General features: G+C 63.0%; 18 protein-coding genes and 4 pseudogenes. 8 read left to right on the top strand and 14 right to left on the bottom strand.

All coding sequences use genetic code 11. From position 1 onward, the window contains the following. Positions 1–240: 240 nt before the first annotated feature. The gene (locus JMJ56_RS27100; RefSeq protein WP_202834878.1) at positions 241–1,026 is read right to left on the bottom strand and encodes a hypothetical protein; all 786 of its coding nucleotides are present in this window, start codon (positions 1,024–1,026) and stop codon (positions 241–243) included. 747 nt (positions 1,027–1,773) lie between these two features. On the opposite strand from JMJ56_RS27100, the gene JMJ56_RS27105 reads away from it, so the two are divergent. Continuing rightward, a complete protein-coding gene (locus JMJ56_RS27105) occupies positions 1,774–2,667 on the top strand; it encodes a DMT family transporter (RefSeq protein ID WP_202834879.1) in 894 nt (297 codons plus the stop codon). A 47-nt stretch (positions 2,668–2,714) separates the two neighbouring features. On the opposite strand, the pseudogene JMJ56_RS34270 reads toward JMJ56_RS27105, so the two are convergent. From JMJ56_RS34270 to JMJ56_RS27120, 4 genes and pseudogenes are all read right to left on the bottom strand, one after another. Further along, positions 2,715–3,137, bottom strand: a pseudogene (locus tag JMJ56_RS34270) (IS6 family transposase); the annotation flags it as partial. Positions 3,138–3,315: 178 nt separating this feature from the next. Then, positions 3,316–4,311 (bottom strand): calcium-binding protein, encoded by a 996-nt coding sequence (locus tag JMJ56_RS27110; RefSeq protein ID WP_236038668.1) that lies wholly within the window; start codon positions 4,309–4,311, stop codon positions 3,316–3,318. A 336-nt stretch (positions 4,312–4,647) separates the two neighbouring features. Further along, a pseudogene (locus JMJ56_RS35680) lies at positions 4,648–5,004 on the bottom strand (transposase); the annotation flags it as partial. 446 nt (positions 5,005–5,450) lie between these two features. Next, positions 5,451–5,951 carry a GNAT family N-acetyltransferase gene (locus JMJ56_RS27120; RefSeq protein ID WP_236038669.1) on the bottom strand — a complete coding sequence of 167 codons (501 nt, stop codon included), beginning with the start codon at positions 5,949–5,951 and terminating at the stop codon, positions 5,451–5,453. A 52-nt stretch (positions 5,952–6,003) separates the two neighbouring features. Here JMJ56_RS27120 and JMJ56_RS27125 point away from each other — a divergent pair, with 52 nt between their 5' ends. Next, positions 6,004–6,546: an AAA family ATPase gene (locus tag JMJ56_RS27125; RefSeq protein WP_202834882.1), complete on the top strand. Its 543-nt coding sequence runs from the start codon at positions 6,004–6,006 to the stop codon at positions 6,544–6,546. A 394-nt stretch (positions 6,547–6,940) separates the two neighbouring features. Here JMJ56_RS27125 and JMJ56_RS27130 read toward each other — a convergent pair whose 3' ends face one another. The 4 genes and pseudogenes from JMJ56_RS27130 to JMJ56_RS34280 all read right to left on the bottom strand — a co-directional run. Next, positions 6,941–7,438 (bottom strand): response regulator, encoded by a 498-nt coding sequence (locus JMJ56_RS27130; protein WP_202834883.1) that lies wholly within the window; start codon positions 7,436–7,438, stop codon positions 6,941–6,943. A 128-nt stretch (positions 7,439–7,566) separates the two neighbouring features. Beyond that, the gene (locus tag JMJ56_RS27135; protein WP_202834884.1) at positions 7,567–7,818 is read right to left on the bottom strand and encodes a hypothetical protein; all 252 of its coding nucleotides are present in this window, start codon (positions 7,816–7,818) and stop codon (positions 7,567–7,569) included. Continuing rightward, a complete protein-coding gene (locus JMJ56_RS34275; RefSeq protein WP_268885116.1) occupies positions 7,811–8,149 on the bottom strand; it encodes a MarR family transcriptional regulator in 339 nt (112 codons plus the stop codon). The genes JMJ56_RS27135 and JMJ56_RS34275 overlap by 8 nt, the downstream gene beginning before the upstream one ends. Positions 8,150–8,174: 25 nt before the next feature. Then, positions 8,175–8,273, bottom strand: a pseudogene (locus JMJ56_RS34280) (transcriptional regulator); the annotation flags it as partial. A gap of 546 nt (positions 8,274–8,819) precedes the next feature. On the opposite strand from JMJ56_RS34280, the gene JMJ56_RS27145 reads away from it, so the two are divergent. Further along, complete coding sequence (locus JMJ56_RS27145; RefSeq protein ID WP_202834886.1) at positions 8,820–9,008, top strand: hypothetical protein; 189 nt, start codon at positions 8,820–8,822, stop codon at positions 9,006–9,008. Positions 9,009–10,716: 1,708 nt separating this feature from the next. On the opposite strand, the pseudogene JMJ56_RS27150 reads toward JMJ56_RS27145, so the two are convergent. Next, positions 10,717–11,043, bottom strand: a pseudogene (locus JMJ56_RS27150) (integrase core domain-containing protein); the annotation flags it as partial. Positions 11,044–11,191: 148 nt separating this feature from the next. Between JMJ56_RS27150 and JMJ56_RS27155 the strand changes: the two are divergent. The 3 genes from JMJ56_RS27155 (at position 11,192) to JMJ56_RS27165 (ending at position 13,124) form a co-directional block, all read left to right on the top strand. Continuing rightward, positions 11,192–12,046 (top strand): hypothetical protein, encoded by an 855-nt coding sequence (locus tag JMJ56_RS27155; protein ID WP_202834887.1) that lies wholly within the window; start codon positions 11,192–11,194, stop codon positions 12,044–12,046. A gap of 211 nt (positions 12,047–12,257) precedes the next feature. After that, positions 12,258–12,479, top strand: a complete 222-nt coding sequence (locus JMJ56_RS34285) for a hypothetical protein (RefSeq protein ID WP_236038670.1) — start codon at positions 12,258–12,260, stop codon at positions 12,477–12,479. 138 nt (positions 12,480–12,617) lie between these two features. Continuing rightward, entirely contained in the window at positions 12,618–13,124 is a 507-nt protein-coding gene (locus JMJ56_RS27165; protein ID WP_202834888.1) for a hypothetical protein, read from the top strand. Between the two features lie 360 nt (positions 13,125–13,484). Here the strand turns inward: JMJ56_RS27165 and sthA are convergent, their stop codons facing one another. From sthA to JMJ56_RS27180, 3 genes are all read right to left on the bottom strand, one after another. Beyond that, positions 13,485–14,912, bottom strand: a complete 1,428-nt coding sequence (gene sthA, locus JMJ56_RS27170; RefSeq protein WP_202834889.1) for a Si-specific NAD(P)(+) transhydrogenase — start codon at positions 14,910–14,912, stop codon at positions 13,485–13,487. Between the two features lie 351 nt (positions 14,913–15,263). Next, the gene (locus tag JMJ56_RS27175; RefSeq protein ID WP_202834890.1) at positions 15,264–16,073 is read right to left on the bottom strand and encodes a hypothetical protein; all 810 of its coding nucleotides are present in this window, start codon (positions 16,071–16,073) and stop codon (positions 15,264–15,266) included. Between the two features lie 13 nt (positions 16,074–16,086). Next, positions 16,087–16,521, bottom strand: a complete 435-nt coding sequence (locus JMJ56_RS27180) for an ABA4-like family protein (protein WP_202834891.1) — start codon at positions 16,519–16,521, stop codon at positions 16,087–16,089. Positions 16,522–17,022: 501 nt separating this feature from the next. Between JMJ56_RS27180 and JMJ56_RS27185 the strand changes: the two genes are divergently transcribed. Then, positions 17,023–17,736, top strand: a complete 714-nt coding sequence (locus tag JMJ56_RS27185) for a response regulator (protein ID WP_202834892.1) — start codon at positions 17,023–17,025, stop codon at positions 17,734–17,736. Then, positions 17,733–19,112: a sensor histidine kinase gene (locus tag JMJ56_RS27190; protein WP_202834893.1), complete on the top strand. Its 1,380-nt coding sequence runs from the start codon at positions 17,733–17,735 to the stop codon at positions 19,110–19,112. The genes JMJ56_RS27185 and JMJ56_RS27190 overlap by 4 nt, the downstream gene beginning before the upstream one ends. A 147-nt stretch (positions 19,113–19,259) precedes the next feature. Here the strand turns inward: JMJ56_RS27190 and JMJ56_RS27195 are convergent. Further along, a protein-coding gene (locus JMJ56_RS27195; protein WP_202834894.1) for an IS630 family transposase occupies positions 19,260–20,206 on the bottom strand; the annotation gives its coding sequence in 2 pieces (ribosomal slippage) (positions 19,260–19,861 and positions 19,861–20,206; 948 coding nt in all). Between the last annotated feature and the right edge of the window lie 54 nt (positions 20,207–20,260).

A 20,260-nucleotide genomic window follows, 5' to 3' on the forward strand; every position in this document is an offset into this window, starting at 1 on the left:
ACCATGCTCAGCTCGAGGCACCCGCCATGGCGGCGTGACCCAAGTAAACCACCCTCCGGCGAAGCCGGGGCGGTTCAGACGGCACGAAGATGACGATTAAGCGCTCTATGCTCAAGCGCGGCCGGAGCGATATGCGGCTCATGACCTGATGCCAGCTAGACGCCTCACCGCCGAGCCCAAGCTGAAGGCGGTCTGCGCGGCCAAAGGTCCCCGGAGGGCGCGCATTTCGTGGCTGCGCACTCAAAGCTCCAGCTGCCTTGCTCCGGCGCCGGGCTGCCGGAACGTCTGTAGCTCCCTTTGCTTCGCATCAGAGAGGCAAACAGCGATTACATTGCGCCGCTTGCGCGAGCGCCACGACGGGACATGAGCATTGAAGCAGGTCCAGGCAGACGGCGAGCGCTCCCAATAAACGTGAGCGGGTTGCGCGCTTCTTGGATCGAGCCCCAGCAGTGCGTCTGAGTGCTGGCCTAGCTGGTTACAGTAGCGGTAGTGCCAGCCAGTTCTCGAGCGATCCTGCGCCGCCCTCCCGTTCAGCGCCTGCAGGAGGCGCATCAGGGTCGGCGTGCTGGTGCCCAACCAGTGCTCAGAGAAAACGACCTCCACCTCTCCATCTTCCACAGCGCGCACCGCAACAACCTGCTCGATGCAGCCGTCAAGCAGCTCGCTCATGCAACGAACCGGTTGGGGCTCCTGCCCTGCTATCGAACTCAAGCGGGCGAACACCTCTGCGGCAGTCTCGCCTTCCCGAGCGATGGTCGTAGCGAGCGCCTCATCAAGCGCCTTGCCGGCCACATGCACGAGCGAGTGCAGGACGGTCCGCGCTGGAAGAAATCCAGGCGCAAGCTCCACGCCCGGGTGAACCCGCGCCCGGTGGTTCTCGGCCGGGGCATTGCGCCTCAGCGCTTGCACCCAATCAAGCGACTGGCCGCGCCGCGGCTTGCCATGCTCGTGGGAAAGGCCGCGATGGAGGACGAACAGCATATTCACCGCAAGCAAGCCAATCGCCGATTGGCGATTGACGAGCACAGCGTCTGCAGCCGGACTGCCCTCGACGCTTAGTAGTCCCCAGCGTCTGAATTCCTCCCGTGCCCTCCGCTTGTCCTGCCTCAGCATGCCTGGAGCTCTGGTCTGATGGCCTGTCTTGAGTCGTCGGGGCGGAGCGACGGATGCGATTCCCGGTGCCGAGCAGCCGACGCGTTCACGTGCAGGCACCACACTGGCGTGACTGACGGGCGCGGTCCTGCGGAACTGTTGGCACCTCCACCGTCGGCAAAACCCGCCGAACTGGAATCCAGCGCCTCGAGGAGTTCGGGGCATTAGGCAAAGGAAGCTCCAAGCTCAGTTGCCACGCCAAGTGATTAGTCCGATAATTTGTATCGATCCCTCGATACATTATACAGTGGTGCCGTATAGGCAAGCAGCTTTGGTAAAAATCGATGCCTTGGGGGCATCACGACGACTCCAGGCCAGCTACCAAGTAGCCGTGGGTTTCATCAGAGCTCGCGCAAGACGACCCATCTGGCCGGCTGGAGCGGTGCCGCTAGGCGGCTGAAGCGAGGGAACGGTGATTAGGGAGATGATTATGTGGCCTGCGGCTCCGCCGCTGCCGCGATTGCACAAGCAGTTCATTAGCCGCAGCCGTAGTGTGCTGGCAACCGGCGGATGGCATGTGTCCAAGCTTCCCTACTGTATAGGCCCGGTTCTGGAGGGGGTCTGATGGCTGGTGCATCAGCGGCAATAGTAGGGCAGCGCATGGGAGCGGCTGAGTGGGTGATGCTGATCGTCCTTTCGGTTCTCTGGGGCGGCTCGTTTTTCTTCAGTGGTGTGGCGGTGCGCGAACTGCCCTCCCTCACCATCGTGCTGGCCCGCGTCGGCATCGCCGCGCTGGTACTCTGGGCGGTGCTGGCCGTCCTGCATATTCGCATGCCTCGCGTCCGCGGTCTTTGGATCGCCTTCCTCGGCATGGGCCTGCTTAACAACGTCGTCCCGTTTGCCCTCTTCGTCTGGGGGCAGCACCACATCGCCAGCGGCCTAGCTGCAATCCTGAACGCGACGACGCCGCTCTTCACCGTGGTGGTGGCGCACCTGCTGACGCCGGACGAGCGGCTCACGCCTGGCAAGGCAGCTGGCGTGGTCGTGGGCCTGATCGGCGTCGCGGTGATGCTCGGCGCGGATTTGCTGGCCGGGCTCGGTGTGGGTCTCGCAGCGCAGGTGGCCTGCCTTGCGGCTGCGCTGTCCTACGCCTTCGCGGGCGTGTTGGGGCGACGCTTCCGTCGCATGGGCGTGCCCCCGCTGGCGACCGCGACTGGTCAGGTCACCGCATCCACGCTCGTTACGCTCCCCCTCGCGCTGGCGATGGACCAGCCCTGGATGCTTTCGCCGCCGAGCACGCACGCCTGGGCTGCGCTGCTCGGCATCGGCGTGCTGTCTACAGCGCTGGCCTACGTGCTCTACTTCCGCATTCTCGCGGCAGCCGGGGCGACGAACCTCCTCTTGGTGACATTCGTCATCCCGGTCAGCGCGATCCTGCTGGGCTCGCTGGTCCTGGGGGAGCGGCTCGAGCCGAAGCACTTCGTGGGGATGGCGTTGATCGGCCTCGGCCTCGCGCTCATCGACGGGCGGCTCCCTGGGATGCTGTGGTCCCGTGCAGCGTCTCGGACCTCATAAGATCGCCGACGCGTCGGCCGGTGCGAGTTCTCAGCACGGTTGTTCAGATACCGGCTGGTCCGGTGCTTGACCCCGGGCATTACCTCGCGGTGCGCGACACCGTAGCTGCGGAGGCCATCGGTGACGAGGCGCCGCGGCCTGTACTTCAGGCCGACGAGCAGGCGCTTTGCAGCCGTAGCATTCCGGCGGTCCTGCACCAGGATGTCGAGCACGACACCGTGTTGGTCCACCGCGCGCCAGAGATAGTGCAGCTCGCCGTCAATCTTCAGGAACACCTCATCGAGGTGCCAGGTGTCGCCCGACTTGGGTCGGCGCTGGCGGAGCTTGCGAGCAAAGCCGGCGCCGAACTTGCGGCACCATTGCCTGATGCTCTCGTGGGTGACGACAATGCCCCGCTGGGCCAAGAGCAACTTCACCTCGCGCAGGCTCAGGCCGAAGACGTGATACAGCCAGACGGGGTAGCTGATGATCGCGGCCGGGAAGCGATAGCCGGGAAGGTTGCAGGCTCGGGCGTCATCTCATCATCCTGGCCCGCCCCCCTTGGCCAAGCCAGGAGCCGTCAAGTTGGCAATGCTAGGTCGAGGCACCCGTTCCCGCGCCCTCCCGCCAGCGGCGGTCGTCGGCGTTGGCCGGGCGACCGGCCTGCGCTCAGAGGATAAAGTCGCCCTCGCGCAGCTGGAACGCCCCGGTCAGGACGATCTCGGCGTCGGCGACGCCGTCGGTCGGCACCACGACGTCGGCCGGGCTGCCGCCGGTCCCGGGCGGACCCGTGTCGACGACTTCCACACCGTCCAGCTGAAGGATGGTCCGTCCGTCAACGACGTCGTAGCGGACCTCTGGGCCGTCGCCCGAGAACGCGGCCTGGCCAACGAACCGGTAGACGAAGTCGCCGGTGCCGACGAAGCGGAGCGAAAAGCTGTTCAGGGCCGAGAGGTCGATCCTGTCCTGCCCCTGCTGGAAGTCCTCGACGACGTCGGCGCCCTTGCCCAGCCCGGTGTCCACGGCACCCTGGCTACTCTGGAAAAAATCGGTCTCGCGCGTCCCGAACGCGAAGGTGTCCGCGCCCGAGCCGCCGCACAACGTGTCGGCGCCGAAACCGCCTCGGACCGCGTCGTTGCCGGTCCCGCCCCGCAGGACGTCGTCGCCCCGCCCGCCCCGCATGTCATCGTCGCCAGCGCCGCCTATTAGCACGTCCGGCCCGTCCTCGGGGTCTGCGCCGTCGAGGAAAAGCACCGAGGGACGGCCGCCATAGATCGTATCGTTTCCTTCGCCGCCTAAGATCGTGTCCACCCCGGTCCCGCCGAGAAGGTTGTCCGCGCCGGTACCTCCGGACAGGAAGTCGTTCCCGCGCCCGCCGAGCACCTGATCGTCGCCAGCGCCGCCGAAGAGGGAGTCATTGCCAGTGCCCGGCTCGAGGTCCGGGTAGGTGTCGCGGCTATCCTTGCCACCGGTGATCAGGTCGTTCCCGGCCCCACCGAAGACCAAGTCGTTGCCGTCGCCGCCGCGGAGCTCGTCCCGCCCAGCGCCTCCGGAGATGAAATCGCTTCCGTCGCCGCCGTCCAGGGTGTCGTCCCCGCCCAGGCCAAGGATCACGTCCTGAGTGGCCCCACCTTGGAGCGAGTCCGCCGCCCCGGTGCCGCGCATCGGTCGCGCCAAATGTCCAGCCATGCCTTGCTTTCCTCCCGCCCGGCTGGACCCACCGCAGTCATTGCGGCGCGGCACCAGCCATCCTTGGCGAGAGCGTATTCGGATTCATGGAAGCAGGGCATCACCTAAGCGTCAGGCCCTGCGTCACCGTGTTGCATGGCTAGCGGGTGGAGGCGCATGGCGTCCTACTCTGATCTGAGCCTCATGTGAGGCGGACGTACTCCGGGCGTCCGAGTTCGAGCATGCGGTTTAGCACGTCGGCGGCGACGGCAACCTCGGCTTCCTGACGCCTGTCGGTCTGCGAGCGTAGGCCGCGTCGCCGATGACGCGCTTTCATCGCGAGATGTCGGCCTCCACAAGGGCGCGCCAGTTATACCCAGACGCCTGCTGCCAGCCCATGCAGCCGCGTTCGGCAATGGTATGCAGATGTCGGTCCCGCTGCGTCGGCTCGGTCCTAGCTCTATCGCTTTGTACCGCACTCGATCGGGGTGGAACGATGACGTCGACCGCCGGATGCCGCGCGGCAACAGCGGCGTAGACGGCGTCCCGGTCGTAGGCTCCATCGCCGGTGAAGGACGCCACTGGTCCGCCAACCTGGTCGAGCAAAGGCCCGACCCGCGATCCGTCATCGGTATCCTTGTCGGTCAGCGCCGACGCGACGATCCGCCCGGTGTCGGCGTCGGTGGCGAGATGGAGCTTGCGCTACCCGCGCCGCGTCCTCGTGCCGTGCTAAGGTCCCGCTGCCCGCCTCATGCCGACACGCCGGGCAGGCCTCGCCGGTTCCGGCGAGCAGCGAACTCACGTAGGGCTTCGGCATGTCCCCTCCGGTTCCCAACGCAAACCCGCTACTCCGATCGGGATCAGTCTCCCCTCTTCGGCCGCGACAAATCCTGGCCCGGCGCTTCGGTCCTCCTCGGGAGGTGCTGACGATCGAGCCAGCCGTCCGGCCTGCGGCGCCCCTAGCCGGCGCCGTCGTGCGGATGCTGGCAAGCGCCATCACCAGCAGCTTGGCGGCCAAGTGGTGGAGCGGGACACGTCGCGCATCCCTGCCGCGAAGGGCAAGACCGTCCTCGGGTCTATTGGCCAACTCTCTCGACACTTCTTTAGCAAAGGGCCCGCTTTCACCCCACCCGGCGCTAAGCCGCCGCTTTCAACTCCTGGCGGTGTCGCCGGTAGAGGAAGCGGTCCATCTCCGGCACGAACCGCACCACCTCGAAGCCGGCCTTTTCCAGCACACGCCGCGATCCCACGTTCGCTGGATGCGCGAAGGCCCTGACCTCTGGCAGCCGCAGTGCATGATCGGCGACGCTCATGCAGGCGGCGACCATCTCTGAGGCGTAGCCCTGCCCCCAGGCTAACGGGTGGAAGAAGTAGGCCACCTCGACGCCCCAGCCCGGATCGAACGGGTCATCGTAGAGCCCGCCCCAGCCGATGATCCGCGCATCCGACCTGGCTACGATGGTCCACGGCGCGTAGCCGTCACGGCGGCGGTGCCACTCATGGACGGCCACCCGACGGCGGCATTGCCGCAGTGAGGCATCGGCGTGGGTGTGCTGCATGGCCTGGGCGTCGCCCAGAAACCCGAACAGGGTGGGCACGTCCGCCAGGCAAGGACGACACAGGATCAGTCTCGGCATCTCAACGTCCATAGGCACGCCCTCTCCACACCATCAGGCTTGAGGTCTCACATTGCACCAGCACGAGCGCTTCTTCGTCATCACGGGTGGTCCGGGTTCGGGGAAGAGTACCCTGATCAAGGCCCTGGTAGCCCGCGGCCTTCACGGGATGCCCGAAGCCGGTCGGGCAATCATCCAGGATCAGGTCGCCATCGGCGGTTCTGCCCTGCCATGGGATGATCGTCTCGGCTTCGCAGAACTGATGCTAGGCTGGGAACTCCGATCCCACCGGGAAGCGCGGGAACGCGCCGGTCCTGTCTTTTTCGACCGCGGCGTTCCTGACGTGGTGGGATACCTGACCTTGTGTAGCCTAGCGGTCCCATCCCACGTCCAGCGGGCGGCCGGTGCCTTCCGGTACAATCGGCAGGTTTTCATCGCACCACCATGGCCGGAGATTTTCGGCCAGGACGCTGAGCGCAAGCAATCTCCTGACGAAGCGCAGGCGACCTACGAGGCGATGGTCGGCACCTACAGTGAATACGGGTATGAGCTGACGCACCTCCCCCATACCTCGGTTGAAGAGCGCACCCGGTTCATCCTGGCCAGGATCCAGTAGGTCCAGTTTCCACCCATTGCAGTCGCTCGTGTGCCAATCCAGCCGCCACTGTAAAGGTTTCACGATTCCTCTTGTACTCACTAGAAAATGCAAGCGGAAGATAGGATCTAAACACCTTTAACCAGGTGATTTTGTTGTGAAATATTGACAGTTTGCGGTAGGCTGCGCGCTATGCACGCGTCGGCACAAATCCTCGCAGAGAATAGTCTTTTCGATACGCAAGAGCGTGTAGTGCGCTACTTCCAACGGATACATGAAAAACTTGATTTACAGGCAGCAGACCAACGCGCTGATGCAGCCTGGCACCGTCACCATCGGTCGAGCCGGCACCGGGAGCAATCCCTCCTACGAGAGGTTGGCTGGCTGGAAGTAGGTGAGGTCAGAAGCCGCGGTGTCAGCTATCGCCGTGCATCTTTTCCCGACTGGCGGCGCATTCCTTCTCGACGCTCCTAGGTGCACGGCTGTTGGTACTCGAAAGCACACCAGCCAAGCTCTCGAGGAGCTCCTCACAGCTGAACGGCTTCACGAGGCGGACTGTCGGCCCGCCAAGCCCTCTCAGATCCGCCTCTGGCGCTGCCTTGGCAAAGCCTGTGACCACAACCGTCGGCAGCAGAGGATTGCTCTTGCGGATCTCCCTTACAATCGAACGGCCGTCGCCTCCGTGCATCAGGTGAATGTCAGCGACGAGTGCAGACAGCTGCCCTGCCGCTTTGGCCAGGGCGAGTGCGGATTGGCCGCTATTGGCGAGAATAGTGTCGTACCCGGCGCTCTGGAGCGTATCCTCGATCAGCAAACCAGTCAGAGCTTCGTCCTCGACCACAAGGATTACCGGCCTTGGCGAGTGGCTCCCATTGCCATCCTGGATTGGCACCGATGGCACATCGGCTGGCATCTGCAGCAGCCTCCATACATATCAATCAGAGCGATAGCACATGGCTGAGCCGCAATTAACCATTTACGATTAAAATTCAATGAAATTACAATCTAAAGGCGAATACAAACACGAGCCTGACGAGCCCCTTAGCTTTCTGAAGCCGCCCCGGGCAGCTTCGCCCCAGCGCGCTGCCTGTCCCGTTCAACGCGTAGATGCTCGCGGGCTAGGTCCAGCGAGCGCTGGAGCGCTACCAGCAACTTTCGCCCTCTGGCCGCCGCCTCGAGGTGGTTGTCCCGGTCCAGCTCGTCGATCACGGCAAGCTGGCGCGCTACAAGCGCCTCGCCTATGCCGACGTGGCGCTCGGCCGTGGCGATGGGGTCCTCGGGTGGCTCAGACATTGGTCGGCACCTCTGATAGCGCTCCGCCAAACCCAGCCGCAGCTTCGGTCATCGCCACCCCAAGCCGCTCCACCACCATGCCGCCGGCGGCAGTCCGCCGCAGCCGCACGCTGCGAAGGTCTCGACCATCGATGGTCCTGTACACCATCTCGAGTTCTTCGAGCCGTTTGAGCACGCGGCCGACGCCTGTCTTGCTGATGTTCAGATGCTTCGCCACCCCGCGGACGGTTTGCAGCTCCTCGGTCTGGTAGACAATGAGCAGCACCGCGAGTTGGCGGAGGGTCAGGTCCGGCTGGTCGGATCGGATCTCAGACAGGCACGTCTCACGCAAGATGTGCAGAAGACGGTCCGATCCATCACTCAGCGGCCGATGGCCTTCGAAGCCGCACCCCAGTGCCGCCGCCGTTCTCGGGGATGAACTCGACACCGGCGGCCTCTAAGGCGGCGCGGCTGGCGCTGGAAGCGGTCAAGGGCGGCATATTTCCGTCTCTCCACGTTACCGGGGCGCATGCCTGTGTGAGGCATGGGGCGCGTGGCGAGTGACGCGCGCCCGAAGAAGAACGCTCCTCATCGGGTGACTGCGAGGGCGCTTAGACTGATTGGCAAGCCAACCGAGCCAAAGGCCGACGCTGACAAGAGCCAGGGAGATCAAGACCGCGCAGAACTCCACCATGCTCTCCCTCCTCTTGGATCCGCCGAAATGGCGCTCCAAGCAGCCAGTCCGACAGCGGCCAATCGCAACATTGCGCTTCAATCGCGACGAACTCAGCCGCTTCACCCAAGTTGGAACGATGCTGTACGAATTTGGTACAGATCACGACGGCGAGGACACGCAGATGTCTTGGGGGAAGCTTGCAATCATAGCGGTATTTCCAGTTCCAGTCTGGGTGGCTGTGATTGCGGGATGTTATTGGTTTGGAGTTGGTGTGCTCTAATCGGTGTCGTGCTGCATTGCTGGTAGTGGGCTAGCACCAGCTGCTGCGGCGACCGACATTCACGGCATGAGCCTGCCCCCCGACCAGATGGCGTCCGCAAAGCCGAAGATCTCGCCCGAGGAGCGCCGGCGCCGAACCGCCGATCGGCTGACCATGATCCGATTGAAGATGGCGATCGGCCGTGAGCTGGATGAGCGGGGCATCAGTGGCACGAAGGCGACGTCGAGCGGCTTGAAGCTACGGCGGCTCGGCTAGGGGTGCGGGTGCAGGAACCAGCGAGTAGCGCTTTGACAGGCTAAACAGCTCCTTGATTTATTTCCAGGTGACGCATTCGGTACACCCTCGTGGTTGCGGGGCGGGCTAGGAGCCGCACTACCTCCTAGCGGCAGCGATTGCTCGCCTTCTTGTGCCTGGCTTGTCTCACCTGCCTCCCCCGCACCTTACACCTGCGTGAAAATCACGGGTTCTGCGGCCACGCCTCGCCATCATAGCGGCGATCGATGCGCTGGCGCGCTTCCGCCAGCAGCGCGTCCAGGCCCTCCGGCATGCTGCATTGCAGTTGAGCCTGCTTCAGCAGATTAATTTTTATCCTTAGTCTGACTGGCTCGGAGGTTACTGCAAGCCTTCGGCTTCTCGTGCCTCACGTCGAATACGGTTCAAGGTATCGTGGTACCCGCTGCAGTAGAGCCGTTCAGACGGTGAGCGGGCAGATGTAGGGGTGTCGTAAAGACAGGGACGGCCCGCCAACGCGTCAGCCTCACCCTGAGCGTAAGGCATCAAAGCGTCTTTCCCGGCGTCGCCATGCTTACCTTCACTCGGTCCAGACAAAGCCGGATTGCTCTCTCTGCCCGCAGTGTCGTGTGCCGGCTGTATCATCCAAAAGACCAGCAACATGCCGCCGCCTATCACAAGCGAGAGCAGTGCCCCCATGTAGGTGATCGCGGTCGAAAACCCGAAAAGCTGGATCTCTGACATCATCGGCTTTAGAACCAATCCGGACCATTCCGAATTAGCATAGTTCAGCTTTGGTGTTGGTAACTTTACGTGGATAAAACTTAAGGTTTCTCAGTGAGGCAGCGCTCATAACAGGGCAATCGCTATCGAGTAGTTGGTCCTCGAGCTATGCGTCAGCGTGAGGGTGCTGAGCAGGCTCTGGCAAGGGCTATGAAGTGGTGCTTGCCTAACCTCTTATTTGAACAAGAGAGGAAGGAGGAAGCTAGTCAAGCCATGGTTAGTTAGCTGGAGAGAAAGATGCTGCTCTATTTCACAGCCCCAGGTAATCAAAAATGTGCAATTAATGCGAGACATGTGATTTATATTTTGCCAGAGACGGACGGAACCAGAGTCCACTTCATTGGATCTAACGGGAGAGGAAGTACGATTTACGTCAAAGAAGCTTTCGAGGTTGTATGTGATGAGATAGCAAGGGTGCTGCAAGCAGTTCGTAGCGCTTAAGGAGCATCCGCTCGATAAGATACTAAAATGAAGTGGATGCTTGTGGTCATGGTCTTCGAGTTATTTCCAGTAAAGACGGGCCTAATGTTCTCAAGCGACGGGTGCTGGTTTGAGGTAAAAACGACAGCGGTGACAGCTAGATAGTAACCATCTGCGCCTCGAACGACGACAGATCCGTCCTCCGCATCAGCGTTCCTGGTGGCCTTACGGAACTGCTCGACGAAGCTCGCTCCGCGGCGATCGTCGCTTGGACGGCCACCCCTGGCATTACGAGCGGCACTGAGGGTGAGTGGCCCACAGCCATTTCCAGTGGGCGCGCAATGGATTACCTAGCTCCCCCGGAAGCCGGAAGGGGCTTGTTAGCTGCGAATGCACTAACCCCGCGGCGCGGTAGGACAGGCCGGGCCCAGATGGGCCCTCTCTCAGCCCTTCGCTAGCTTCGCCCAGGCCCGTAGCACCGCGGCGCACATCGCCCGGCGGTTCTGTCGTGGACCATTGCCCCTGCTGGCTAGATGTTTGGTCCCGGGATTTGGTGGTGCGGGTCATGGATGAACCTGGACGGCTCTTCTGTCCAAGCTTTGCACAAGCTTTGCAGATAGCCTTGTATGGCGTGAGGCTAGGTAGGGTCTTCGGGCGACGGGCGAAATTGTAGGTCGGGACGAAGTCGGCGAGGTGCTGACGGCGTTGGTCGTGGCTCTCATAGTGGAAGCGCTTGCCAGCGGCATCCTTGATGATGCGGTTCTAGCGTTCGAATCTAGCCGTTCATCCACGAGTGCCGCGGCTTGGTGAGCTTGTGTTCGATGTTGAGTTCGACGCAGGCAAAGTCAAAGTCGTGGTGGAGCATCGGCTCGCTGCGCGCCAACATTTGTTGGAATTCGCCAAGCTCAACTCAACCGTTACTGCCAACCCCTACCGGCTGCTTTCATCGGAACGTCTTTCGGTCACGCTTGCGAGGTAGAGCTGCTAGCCCATAGGGGGACCGGATGTGCAGACTTCTTCCTCTGAATTGCGCCACCGCGCTGCTGGCAGCGATGCACTTCTCGTTCGCCACGCCCGCAGTAGCAGCGGTAGAAGAGCCAATTGAGCTTGCCGACGACCCGTTTCAGATTACCGACCCCGTCGCGGCCAAGCCCGGTGCAGCCGAGGCTGCTTTCATCGGCGCCTACGAGAGAGCGCGGCAAGGCTCGGTGCGCAACACCGGCGCCGTCGAGACCCAGCTATCGATGGGTGTTGTGCCAGGCTTGGAGCTCCGCATCGGTCAAGTTGGCGCCTATGGCAACCTCGAGACCCGTCGGAAGCTGGGTGCTGTCAGCGAAGGCCTCAGCCCGTCAGAGGATGGCGGGCAGGCAGCATGGGGAGGCGCGACCCGGATTGGTGCGCTGTACGAGTTCAGCGATGGACGTGGCGGGTACCCTGCTATTGCAGGCCTGATGCGGATACGGACCCTCTATGGCCCCGGCAAACCCGCTTACGAAACCGAAGCCGTGGCGCTAATAGGCAGGACGTTTCCTTTCGGGAAGCAGGCCATCGGCACCCATCTCAACATTGGCTGGGTGGCTCGCTTGGAGCCACAGTTTGGCGAGCGGCCGAACCGCTATCTGGTGAATGCTTCTGTTGGTCAGGCGCTCTCCCCTGCCACCGCTCTCGTTCTGACATATGCCAGGGAGCAGCAGGAGCGGGGTGACCGCGACTACAGCCTCATTCAAGCTGGAGTTCGCCACCGGCTCTCAGGAAGCCGGGTCGTGCTGGGCCTCGCTGCCGGGTTTGGGACCACCCGTGACACGCCACGCTATCAGGTCGCGGTCGCCCTGCAATGGCAACTCGGTGATGCCTGGTAGAATTCAGTGATCAGCCAACGGAGACGGTAATGTCAGAAGCCACGGGAACCGGCATCACAGGCGGCGAAGGTGTTGCCACAAACGAAACAGATCGACTGATTTCCTCCGACAAGGTCGAAGGCACGCCTGTCTACAGTCGCGCCGGAGATTGCCTTGGTTCAATCTATACGCTGATGTCGACAGGCTCTCCGGCCAGGTTTCCTACGTTGTCATGAGCTTCGGCGGCATTCTAGGGATTGGTGAACGCTACCACCCCCTGCCCTGGAAGACGTTGAATTACGACAAAGACTTGAGCGGCTATGTAGCGGATGTCTCGCGCGCACAGTTGGAAGCGGCACCGAGCTATGGCCGCGACGAGACACCGTGGACCGAGCCGGGTTATGGCCGCAGCGCTTATGACTACTACGGCTTGGCCTACCCTGGCATCATGTGAACATAGGGCGGCACCACCTCCCGGTTGGACCGCAATGTCATCGGACGGTGACATAACTACGAAGTCGTGGTCTTAGGTGGCACGCATGGTGCGCTTGGCAGCGTCTGCACGACGCCAGCCGGGAACGAGGAGCGCACCATGGCCTATGTTTTGAAAGCCGCGGCTATTGCGGCAATATTTGCCGCTGCCGTTGGCCACAACGCCGCGCAGGCACAAAGCGCGAAGCTGGAGATGAATCAGATTCCGCCCCACATTGCGGCAGCGGCGCGGGCCGCCGGCGGCTTTGAGCAGATTTCCGAGGCCGGCGTTGAGATCGAGTCCGGGCGACTGACCTTCGAACTCAAGGGGCGCACCCGGGAAGGCCGCGTGCGTGAGGTGGATGTGTTGATGTTCGGCGAGATCGAGGAGATCGAGGAGGAGATCCAGCAAAACGAAGTGCCGCCGCCGGTGATGCAGGCCGTGCAGCGTTGGATGGCGAACTTCAGGCCGACCAAGATCGAGCGGAGCGAACGGCCAGTGCCTGGAGGCAATGGCGCAACCTTCATGGTCTATGAGTTCGAAGGTCAGCACGGCGGCATGGACGTGGATGTCGAAGTGTCTGCGGACGGCAGCCGCCTGATGATCGTGGACGACACCAAAGGCTGATCGATCGTGCACGGACAGGCACTTTGCCTGTCCGTGCATAACACTTCCGGTGTTAGAACGCTTTCTGTGCAGCCTCGCGGCTTTGTCCTCCAAGGACAGCCACGATCGCCAGCAGGTGCGCGCCACCCGCAGGTGGCACTCCGTCTTCGCCAACGGTCGCAACTCGCCAGGCGGCAGGTCTTTCCAGATCATCAGCGCCGGCGTAGCCCGTCTCCAGATGCCTTGCCTATCGCTGAATCGTACCCGACCGCATCGGCTCAGGTCCAGCGGGTCAGACCTTCAGGAGCTTGGTGTCAACCCGAAGCGCCAAAAACAGGGCAGCTCAGGCTAGCCAAGCTTAATTCCAACTTGGAGTATCAGTCAGGGCGACACCGCGGTCACCTCCGCAACCGCCTCTTTGCGCGGCGTTAAACGATTCCAAGCATCCAGAGCGGCAATCTTGTAAGCCTCAGCAAGCGTTGGGTAGTTAAAAGTGTTATCGATGAAGTAGTCCAAGGTACCACCCAGATTCAGAACCGCTTGACCAATGTGCACCAGCTCCGTTGCCCCCTCCCCTACGATGTGCACACCCAGAAGCCGACGCGTCTCAATCGAGACAATCATCTTCAGCAAGCCGCCATTCAGACCCATGATGTGCCCGCGAGAGGTTTCCCGAAGGCGGGCGATGCCACATTCATAAGGCGTTCCAGCCTTGCGCACCTCTTCCTCACTCAGACCTACCATGGAGATCTCGGGTACCGAGTAAATGCCATAGGGGAAAAAGGCCGGCACTGGGGGCAGCGGCTCACCGCAAGCGTGACAAGCCGCTATGCGCCCCTGCTCCAGCGAGGTGGACGCCAAGCTGGGAAATCCGATCACGTCACCGGTGGCATAGATATGTGGCACTGCTGTCTGGAAGGTTTGCGGGTCCACTGTCAGGCGGCCACGATCGTCGGAAGCCAGGCCACACGCCGAGAGGTTCAGTGTGTCAGTGGCGCCCACGCGCCCAGCAGTGAAGAGCAGCATCTCAGACCGCACGCGCCGGCCGCCCTCCAACATCGCCACAGGCTGGCTATTTTCGAACTCAATGGATTGCACCTTCGAACCAAGGCGAAAGCCTACTCCACGGTCCCGCAGTTGGTGGACGAAGTCATCCACCAGTTCACGGTCTACAAAGTCGAGAAAGCTGCTGCGCGGTTCCACCAATGTCACACGCACGTCCAGCGCGGAGAAGATCGTAGCATACTCCACGCCAATAACTCCGGCGCCGACAACGGTCATCGACCGCGGCAGCGTGGTGAGTTCCACAAGTTCGTCGCTGTCTATCACCGTGGTGTGGTTGAACGGGATGTGGGAAGGGCGCAAGGGGCGAGTCCCCACGGCAATCACAATTCGCGCTGCCTCGACTGTCTGGCTCTCGCCGGACTCCACCTGCACTTCAATTCGGTGCGGGTTAACGAAGGTAGCCAGACCTCGCAGCATGTGCACCCGGTTGCGGGCGAACTGGTGCTCCAAGGTTTCGACCTCATGCTCCAGGGTCTTGTGCAACCGGGTCATCAGGTCGCCAGCCTCGATGTCCTGCTTCACGCGATACGCCAGACCGTAAAAGCCTCGCTCGCGCCAGCCTGTCAGGTTCAGCACGGTTTCGCGTAGCGTCTTGGACGGGATGGTACCGGTGTGCACCGAAACGCCACCAACGCGCCGGCCCTTTTCGATGACCAGAACTGAGCGGCCCAGCTTGGCTGCCTGCACTGCGGCCCGTCGTCCGGATGGCCCACTGCCGATGACGACCAGATCGTATGACTGCATGCAGCTATCCCCGCTCTACCTACGAGATGTGTACGGGACAATAAGGCCGATGTTGTCAAGTGCTTCAGCCCAGTGCGCGGCGTTTGAGGTATCGAGGACGTAGCCGCCGGCCCATGACAGCCAGATGCTTCGTCACCGGGGGCGCCTTGATCTGAACGCGCCGGGTTAGATGTGCGCACGGCAGCTCGTCGACGCAGTTCGCGTTGACACTAGCGACCGACAAACTCGCCCGTGCGCTCGATCTCGATCCGCTGGAGCTGCGGCTTCGCTAATATGCCAGTATAGATTCGGTCAACGGCAAGCCTTGATCGCATCCAGCCACTAACAGCACCGATGCACCAATGCTGTGCCTCAGCCGAGCGGGATAAAGGGGCGCCCAGCGAGCGCTTGGATGAGCAGGCCCACTGTTGCTCCTGACCAGAGCAGAGAGGCAACCACGAGGGCAGAGCGTGCCCTCCGTGTGGTCCAGGCACGGAGGGCGAGGCCGAGCAGTGGGAGAGACTGCGCAGCATGTAAGCCTACGAAGTGCGCGACCCGTATATCTCCAGCCGTACCGGACCAGCCAAGCAGCGGGATGCTGAGCCCGGCATCGCCGATGCTACCCACGACTGCGCCATTGTTGAGTGAGATGGACCAGCCCGTGACCAGCCCTGCGATGCCGGAGACGAGCAGCCCAAGCCCGACAGCGAGGCTGACAAGGCGGGGCACCTCGGGAGCCGGATGCCGCAGCGCCAGCACGCCGAACAGCGCGGTCGCCAGGACGATGAACGTCGCACCGATGCCCATCAGCACGTACATGGCCAGATCGAATGCGCTGGTAGCGAAGTGCGAGGGCAGGCCGCGCCCCCCTTGCACCGTGATCCAGCAGACCTCGAACAGCAACATGGCCGAAAAAATTAGCAGAATCGCCCTGACCATGCGGCCCTCCCTCGCGCGGCGCTCGATTACACCGAGCGCCAGGGCGACGGTCAGCACGTGCACAGCGAGGGACAGCTGGAACTTGAAGGGCTTTAGCCAGACTGAAACCCCGACAATGGTCCGGCCGTCCAGGGCTAAGCCGAAAAGGGTCGGTACGGCCATAGCGAGGAAGAGCAGGCCCAGCGACGTGGCCAGGAGCTCGCGCCGGAGCAGCAGCGCAACATGGGCGATGGTGTCGGACATGGATGAACCCCCATCAGGCGTTGTGAAACCTCGGGCGCAGCAGCGCGGTGCCAGCAACGGACACGAGCAGCCCGACTGGCCCGAACAGGAAGACCAGAGGCAGTGCTGGGAGCAGCAACCAGCGGGTCAGGCCGCGGCGGTCCACCTCATCGGCGATCCAGCCGCCGACCAGGAGATCGAAGGCGAGGTAGTGTGCCCAACCGGCCAGTAGCATGCGTGGGTCTTCGAACAGGCGGGCGACCGCGGTGAGGGTGTCGTAGCCGCCCACCGTGTCCGGCCAGGCGACAGCCACCAGCGCCGCGTAGAAGACCGACAGCAGAATTGGCACGACGCGGCCGGCAACGCCGACCCGCAACCAGGACTGGCCCGTGAGGATGCCGAGGATCAGCGACGCCCATCCGGCCAAGGCCACCGTGTTGGCGATCTGGAACAAGTTGTCGGGGTTCATGTTTGTTGCTTTCAGTGCGGGTCTGACGCGTGTTGGTCGGCCGCCCCGTTACAGGCCACCAGCCGCCGGCGCTGGAGGCCGGCAGTCCGTAGCTGCCATGCCGCTTAGGCACCGCTGGCAGCCGAAGGCTGGCTCGTCGAGGAAGGGGCAAGCTTGCTGGAATTCGCCCCGGCATATCCCGACACGACGGCGGGGCCGACGCTTACGACGCCAGACCAGCCGGCGACGGGATCGGAGCCTGAGCTCTGCTGCGCCTGGGCTGGGGGAGTGGTGAGCAGCTGCGCGGCAAATAGCAGCGGTAACCGAAGGCCGAAGACGGAAAGCGCACGAAGGCTAAACAACATGGGAGGATGCTCCTGTTCATAGGAGGCATCCTTAGGCGCCGGCTTTTGCGGGATGATGTGGGTGTTCTGTCAGCGCCGCCACTGTGTGTCAGAACTGAAACAAAGCTGTGAAAACTCGGTTATACAGGAACGTGGCTCGGGCGTTAAAAGGAGTGTCATGACGCAAATGCCGCACGTGCTGATCGTGGATGACGACGAGGACATCCTGTCTCTGCTGACGCAGTTCCTGCAGAACCAGGGCTGCAAGGTTGCCGTGGCCCGACGAGGCGAGGAGATGTTCTCGCTGCTGGATACCCAGGCCGTCAGCGTCGTTATCCTTGACGTGATGCTGCGTGGTGAGAACGGCTTCGACCTATGTCGTCAGCTTCGCACCCGGTCGTCCGTGCCGGTGATCATGCTGACGGCGGTGGGCGAACATACTGATCGTGTGGTTGGCCTGGAGATCGGCGCTGACGACTACGTAACAAAGCCGTTCAATGCGCGAGAGCTGCTCGCTCGCATCAAGGCGGTGCTGCGCCGGGCCGAAATACCTACGCCCACCCAGGATGCGAGGCCGATGCTGAGCTTCGGTCGGTGGCGGCTAGACGTCGCGCGACGGGAACTCCGCTCGGACGACAACACCTTGATATTCCTGTCAGGAGGCGAGTTCGACCTACTACTCGCCTTTGCCGAACATCCGCAGCGTGTGCTAACCCGTGACATGCTGCTGGATTTTACTCGTGGCGATGCCAGCGCGCCGTTTGATCGCAGCATCGACGTGCAGATCAGCCGGCTGCGCCGCAAGCTGGAAGCTGATCCGAAGAGCCCCGACCTGATCCGCACCGTGCGCAACGGCGGCTACATCCTGATGGCCCAGGTGCGGCGGACATGAGGCTGCAACCTTGGCTAGGCGATACCATCGCCCGACGCTTTGTCTCACCCATCCTGTTGGCCTTCGGCGCAACCCTGCTAATGAACGCGCTGTTCGTGAGCTTCGCCGGGGTCTGGGGGCAACAGTCGCTGTCGGAAGCCGGGCTGCTCAACAGTGCGACTACGGCAGTGCGCATCATGGAGTCTCAGCCCCGGGAGGCGCGGCCGGCCATTGCGGCAGCTGCGGGCACGGTGGACTACCGACTGACTTGGTACCCCGGCGACGTGCCGCTCCGGATCACGGAGCGACTGCGCGGTAACTTTAGTGAGGCGCTTCCTTCGCTCCAAGCCCTGTTCGGCGACACGCCCCGGAGCATCATCTTCTTTGCTTCCGACAGTCCTGAGATGGACGAGGCACGGTTTGAGTTTGAAGCGGCCCGTGGCGCGAAAGCCCACTTCATGGGGGTCCAGCTGCTGGATCATTCATGGGCTATTTTTACGGTGCCGGAGTGGCGTTGGGGCCTTACCTCCAGGATGCGCACGGCGATGGAACTCGCCTTCGCCCTCGCATCTGTCCTGCTCCTCGCCATGGTCACGGCGCGCAACTTGGCCCGGCCGATTGAGCGACTGGCCGCGGCGGTACGGCGTTTCGGAACCGATCCGCTGGCGCCGCCGATCCCGCCCGCTGGGCCGGCCGAGCTGCGCGGCACGATCGAGGCTTTCAACGCCATGCAGGCCCGGATCGGCCGCTTCGTGCAAGACCGCACATTGATGCTGGCGGCAATCTCGCACGACCTCCGCACGCCCTTAACCCGCATGCGTCTGGTCGCCGAGTTCACCGCTGAGCCCCAGCAGGGCAAGCTCTTTCGTTATGTCGACGAGATGCAGGAGATGATCGACTCCGCGCTGACTTTTTTCCGAGACGATGCCAGCCAGGAGCCTTTCACCCGCTTCGATCTGCCGGAGCTGCTGAAATCCATCATCGACGACTACGGCGATCAGGAGATCGCGCTCCGCTACGAGGGCCCTGATCGTGGCACGCATCACGGCCGGCCCCACGCTCTGAGGCGAGCCTTTGGGAACTTGATCGAGAATGCGGTGAAATACGCGACACCACCGACGGTTTACCTCCGCTTGGCGAGCGAACATGCGGAAGTCTGCATCCGTGATGAAGGGCCTGGCTTGCCTGAGGAATCCTTGGAGCAAGTCTTCGCCCCTTACCATCGGCTTGAAACCTCTCGAAACCGCACCAGCGGGGGCGTCGGGCTAGGCCTTACTGCCGTGCGGAGCATCGTTCGGGCGCATGGCGGTGAGATCCGATTGGTTAACCGACCCTCCGGTGGGCTTGAAGCCCGCGTTTACCTGCCCAGGGCACAACAGAAACCCGCAAGCAGGTAAGCCGGTGACGGCCGTCGTGGCTTGATGGCCTACGTTGAAGGGGCTGAGTGGGGCTGAAGCGCATTGACCGCCTCAATTCAGAGTCTCAAACTGACTGATGGATTCGGATCAACGCCAGACCGATTACACCGTTAGAGCAGTTTCCCATCAGTCTGCGTCATAGCCGGCGGCGGCGAAGTAGTTGGTGCACTCGGCTGGGGTGAAGGTGTCGATGATGCGGCCGATGGCGGCCCACAGGCCTTCGAGGCTGCGCTCTGCCGCCGTGCGGAGCGCAGCCTTCAGCTTGGCGAAGGCCTGTTCGATCGGGTTGAAGTCGGGGCTGTAGGGCGGGGGGTAGAGCAGGCTGGCGCCTGCGGCCTCGATGGCGGCCCCCACACCTGAGCCCTTATGGCTGCCGAGGTTGTCCATCACGACGACATCGCCAGGGCGGAGTTCGGGCACCAGCACCTGCTCCACATAGTCCTGGAAGAGCGAGCCGTTGATCGGCCCGTCCAGCACCATGGGCGCGACCATGCCGGTGTTGCACAGGCCGGCGACGAAGGTGGTGGTCAGCCAATGGCCATGTGGGATCGGTGCCCGCAGCCGCTCGCCTCGGGGTGCTCGGCCGTGGGTCCGAGCCATGTTGGTAGAAGCCCAGGTCTCATCGATGAACACCAGGCGGTCCGGATCGAAGTCAGGCTGCGCCTCGAACCAGGCCCAGCGCCGCCTCAGGACGTCCGGGCGGTCCTGCTCCGCGGCGTGGGCGGTCTTTTTTTGTGCGTCATCCGGCGCCGGTCGAAGAAGCGCCACAGCGTGCCGATGCCGGCCGACACACCGGTCCTGGCCAGTTCAGTCCGGATCTCCCGCAGCGTGTTGTCGGACTTCTGGTTGACGAGGCGAAGGATCAGCGCCGCATGCGCCTCGATCTGGGCTGAACGCCGGTCGCCGCCCAGCGGTCCTGGCGCGACCGAGCCCACCTCCCGCACCAGCGCCGCCCACCGGACTGCGCTTGCCGCGCTCACCCCGAAGCGGATCGCCGCCGCCCGGCAGGACGATCCCGCTGCAATCGCCGCCACCACACGTTCCCGCAGATCGACCGACAGAGCCTTCGACATGCCCATCGCCCCCATCCTCAGGGGCAATCGAATCACGACCGCGCAGCCCATGGG

It is taken from the genome of Belnapia arida (genome assembly GCF_016773205.1).
In the GTDB taxonomy this organism is placed as follows: Bacteria; Pseudomonadota; Alphaproteobacteria; order Acetobacterales; family Acetobacteraceae; genus Belnapia; species Belnapia arida.

Bases quoted from the DNA above. Each gene is read 5' to 3' on its own strand.
- JMJ56_RS27105 (WP_202834879.1), top strand. From the start codon at position 1,774: ATGCTGATCGTCCTTTCGGTTCTCTGGGGCGGCTCGTTTTTCTTCAGT.
- JMJ56_RS27110 (WP_236038668.1), bottom strand. From the start codon at position 4,311: ATGCGCGGCACCGGGGCGGCGGACTCGCTCCAAGGTGGGGCCACTCAG.
- JMJ56_RS27120 (WP_236038669.1), bottom strand. From the start codon at position 5,951: ATGCCGAGACTGATCCTGTGTCGTCCTTGCCTGGCGGACGTGCCCACC.
- JMJ56_RS27130 (WP_202834883.1), bottom strand. From the start codon at position 7,438: ATGCCAGCCGATGTGCCATCGGTGCCAATCCAGGATGGCAATGGGAGC.
- JMJ56_RS27135 (WP_202834884.1), bottom strand. From the start codon at position 7,818: ATGTCTGAGCCACCCGAGGACCCCATCGCCACGGCCGAGCGCCACGTC.
- JMJ56_RS27145 (WP_202834886.1), top strand. From the start codon at position 8,820: ATGAGCCTGCCCCCCGACCAGATGGCGTCCGCAAAGCCGAAGATCTCG.
- JMJ56_RS27155 (WP_202834887.1), top strand. From the start codon at position 11,192: ATGTGCAGACTTCTTCCTCTGAATTGCGCCACCGCGCTGCTGGCAGCG.
- JMJ56_RS34285 (WP_236038670.1), top strand. From the start codon at position 12,258: ATGAGCTTCGGCGGCATTCTAGGGATTGGTGAACGCTACCACCCCCTG.
- JMJ56_RS27165 (WP_202834888.1), top strand. From the start codon at position 12,618: ATGGCCTATGTTTTGAAAGCCGCGGCTATTGCGGCAATATTTGCCGCT.
- sthA (WP_202834889.1), bottom strand. From the start codon at position 14,912: ATGCAGTCATACGATCTGGTCGTCATCGGCAGTGGGCCATCCGGACGA.
- JMJ56_RS27175 (WP_202834890.1), bottom strand. From the start codon at position 16,073: ATGTCCGACACCATCGCCCATGTTGCGCTGCTGCTCCGGCGCGAGCTC.
- JMJ56_RS27180 (WP_202834891.1), bottom strand. From the start codon at position 16,521: ATGAACCCCGACAACTTGTTCCAGATCGCCAACACGGTGGCCTTGGCC.
- JMJ56_RS27185 (WP_202834892.1), top strand. From the start codon at position 17,023: ATGACGCAAATGCCGCACGTGCTGATCGTGGATGACGACGAGGACATC.
- JMJ56_RS27190 (WP_202834893.1), top strand. From the start codon at position 17,733: ATGAGGCTGCAACCTTGGCTAGGCGATACCATCGCCCGACGCTTTGTC.